Origin of the sequence: Pedobacter sp., from assembly GCF_041662865.1 — a bacterium.
Taxonomy (GTDB): domain Bacteria; phylum Bacteroidota; class Bacteroidia; order Sphingobacteriales; family Sphingobacteriaceae; genus Pedobacter.
Genome location: NZ_JBAZRL010000106.1, coordinates 1 through 3,138, shown reverse-complemented (window position 1 = coordinate 3,138; position 3,138 = coordinate 1). Strand labels below are relative to the sequence as shown.

Below are 3,138 nucleotides of genomic sequence, written 5' to 3'. Positions count from 1 at the left end.
TTTTTCGAAATTTATTAATCCGTCTTTATCTAGTTCACAAGAACCACATATTTGCTTTATCTCGTAGGCTGTCTCTTCCGCAACTTCATCATCTCCGATATATTCGCGTACAAGAACTTCTTTTTCTTTAAGCCTAAAAGATGTAATAGGTACACTCTTAAAACTGGCTTCTTGCCCATACAGCATCTTGCTAAAAAGATTAACTTGTTTTACGTCTTTGCTTTGGTTAATAATTAAAAAATCGAAAGTTCTGAATGGTTTTTTATTGCTTAATTGCAAATGCATGGTATTAGCATAGGGAGTTTGATCAGGGGTAATCAAATAACCTAAAATCCCCATAACCATTAGTAATAAGATAAATAATAACCCTCCAAATGCTAATTTATTGCGCTTAAATCTATTCCATATTTTCTTTGAGGGACTATTTGAGTTCATTTTCTTTTATTTTACCAATCGGTCTTTCCAGTTATACTTTCCTGAATTTCCAGCAATACCAATATACACCATATAAATAACATGTAGTATGCTGACTAATGGCAGTAAAACTAATAATTGTTTTCTTTTAAAGAAATGCGTAACGCCAATTAAAAAAAACATTTCGATTAATAGTTTCAACACCAATTGAAAAATAGCTATTTCAAGAAAAGAAGTGAAAAATATTGCCAGTAATGCATTTGCAATAATGCTTAAATTAAATAACCATACTGTAAGGCCTAATAATACGATACCTTTATTTTTATACCGAGTACTTTTTGAAGCCCATCTTTTTCGTTGTTCAATAAAACTCTTAAGCGACTTTTTTGCATAGGTATAGACAATCGCATCGTGACTTTTTAAAAAGCCAATCTTATTTTCATACTTTGCTGCCATTTTATGCAACAATAATTCATCATCGCCAGAAGCAAGATCATCAATACCTTTAAAACCATTTACCGCGTAAAAAGCTGTTCGCTCATAAGCAAGATTTGCGCCATTGCAGGTGCTCGGATTATTGTTACCTATCGTTGAGGCACCTAAGCCTATGAGGTAAGAAAATTCTAAAGTCTGGCATTTTTCAAAAACGTTTTTTTCATTAAAATAGGCAACAGGTGAAGAAATCATTTTAAAATCATGTTCTTCATGAAAACTTACAATTGTTTTAAGCCAGTTGGCACCCATCCGACAATCTGCGTCCGTGGTAATAATCAAATCTCCTGTCGAATGCTCTATTCCTTTCTGAATTGCCTTTTTCTTATAGGAGTTTAACGCACGATCTTCATTTAGCGTAATTAATTTTACATTGTTTTTTGAAAAAGACGCGACAATAGATTCAGTGCGATCAGTAGAATGATCATTAATAATGATAATCTCCACAAGTTCTGGATTGTAATCTTGCGCAAGTAAATCTCTTATTGTTTTTTCAATATGATCTTCTTCATTTCTTGCGGCTACTAAAATAGCTACTTTTGTTGTTGGGTTAGGCTTAATGTCTTTGTATAAAGTTAATTTATACCATCCTCTAATAAATGTAATCACTACAAATACGTATACAAGGCTTAAAAGAGCAGATAAATAACTAACGATTCTTATTGCTTCCAAAGAAATTGAGTTTAAAAACAAAGTAAGAGCCTAAGATAGCAGGAATAATAATATTTATGAACCAAATACTGGCAATGCAAGCAACAACTGGGGTACTTTGGTCAGTTACAAACTTAAAAAAGAACAAGGCGGTTACACTTCTAATGCCAATATCTAACAAATCTAATGAGGGTAGCGACGATTGTACAAAAAACAAAATGCTTACGAGCATTAAAATGTTAAAGTAGCTTATCCCTGGTACAAGCCAATAGAACATGATAAAATACTCAGTACTGAAAATAAGGTATCGAGCTAAGCAAAAAAGCAGAATCTTTAACAACTCAATCTTTCTATACCTAGCTAATATGATATAGAATTTCTTGTATTTCCGGGTGTACTTAATTGACAGTAAAAGTGTGTTAAGCCATTTAATATTAAAGTAAAACAAAAGAAAAAATAAGCAAAAAATGGCTGTTATAGCAAATACGGCCAAGCATAAACGATAATCTAGCAAATTAAAACTGAATATAAATATACTTAGCGCGATTGCACCGAACACATTGGTTATTACCATTTGGCCCATGTTGCCCACCGCCATTGCCACTATACCAACTATTCTTCTTTTAGGGGATAAAAAAAATACTCTTCCCCCATATTCACCCACCCTATTTGGCGTAAAGATAGCCCAAGTTAAGCCACAAAATACCGACTCGATGGCTTTCCAAAGAGTTATTGGTTCAATTGGTTTGATGAGGCGTTTCCATTTAATTGCTTCAATACCCCAATTTAATAGCATTAAGGCCATTACAATAGAAATTACAAACCAAATTTCCGCTGTAGGCAATGTGTTTATGAGTACAACAAACCTTTTAAGATCATCATTCGAAGTTAGTTTGGTATAAATAAACCAAAACGCAAAAACTACGATCGCAATTTTAATGAAGATAGAAAATAGTCTTTTTGCTCTAGGTGTCAACTTTCTGCTTTTTGTGTGTACAAATATGCTTAATATTGTTAGAGCCTGTTCAAATTTAGTTGTAAAATTGTCTATTGCTAATTTATAAGCTAGATAACGCTTATTTTTGAGGATGGTAGTTCCTATCTTTAGGTAGATGCCTTAAATAAAAATCATTAAATAAAATTAAACAAGCTCCAATATGTTGGTCGAAAAAAAGGAACGTATAATTATGGGTATCGATCCTGGTACTGCAATTATGGGTTACGGAATTATCTTGGAAAAGGGGAGTAAAATTGAGCTCGTTAGTATGGGCATTGTTAAAATGGGTCATTTAGATGATCACTTTTTAAAATTACAGCGGATATTTGAAAAAACCATTGGCTTAATTGAAGAATATAAACCAGATGTACTTGCAATTGAGGCACCCTTTTATGGCAAAAACATCCAGGTAATGCTTAAATTAGGTCGAGCTCAGGGTATTGCAATGGCGGCAGCACTTTCAAGAAATATCTCAGTTACAGAATATGCACCACGTAAAATAAAACAATCGATTACTGGAAAAGGCACAGCTAGCAAAGAGCAGGTGGCAGCTATGTTACAACGTCTATTAAAATTTAATGAAA

The 3,138-nt window shown here is 33.1% G+C and carries 3 protein-coding genes and 1 pseudogene; 1 reads left to right on the top strand and 3 read right to left on the bottom strand.

Features of this window, described 5'->3' with window-relative positions; translation table 11 throughout:
* The 3 genes and pseudogenes from WC622_RS16670 to WC622_RS16660 form a co-directional block, all read right to left on the bottom strand.
* Nucleotides 1-435, bottom strand: a pseudogene (locus tag WC622_RS16670) (ABC transporter permease); the annotation flags it as partial.
* A gap of 6 nt (nt 436-441) precedes the next feature.
* Complete coding sequence (locus tag WC622_RS16665) at nt 442-1,578, bottom strand: glycosyltransferase (RefSeq protein WP_372820820.1); 1,137 nt, start codon at nt 1,576-1,578, stop codon at nt 442-444.
* Entirely contained in the window at nt 1,556-2,533 is a 978-nt protein-coding gene (locus WC622_RS16660; RefSeq protein ID WP_407951579.1) for a hypothetical protein, read from the bottom strand. The genes WC622_RS16665 and WC622_RS16660 overlap by 23 nt, the downstream gene beginning before the upstream one ends.
* A gap of 181 nt (nt 2,534-2,714) precedes the next feature.
* Between WC622_RS16660 and ruvC the strand changes: the two genes are divergently transcribed.
* On the top strand, nt 2,715-3,138 hold a 424-nt coding region (gene ruvC / locus WC622_RS16655), incomplete at its 3' end, for a crossover junction endodeoxyribonuclease RuvC (protein ID WP_372820818.1).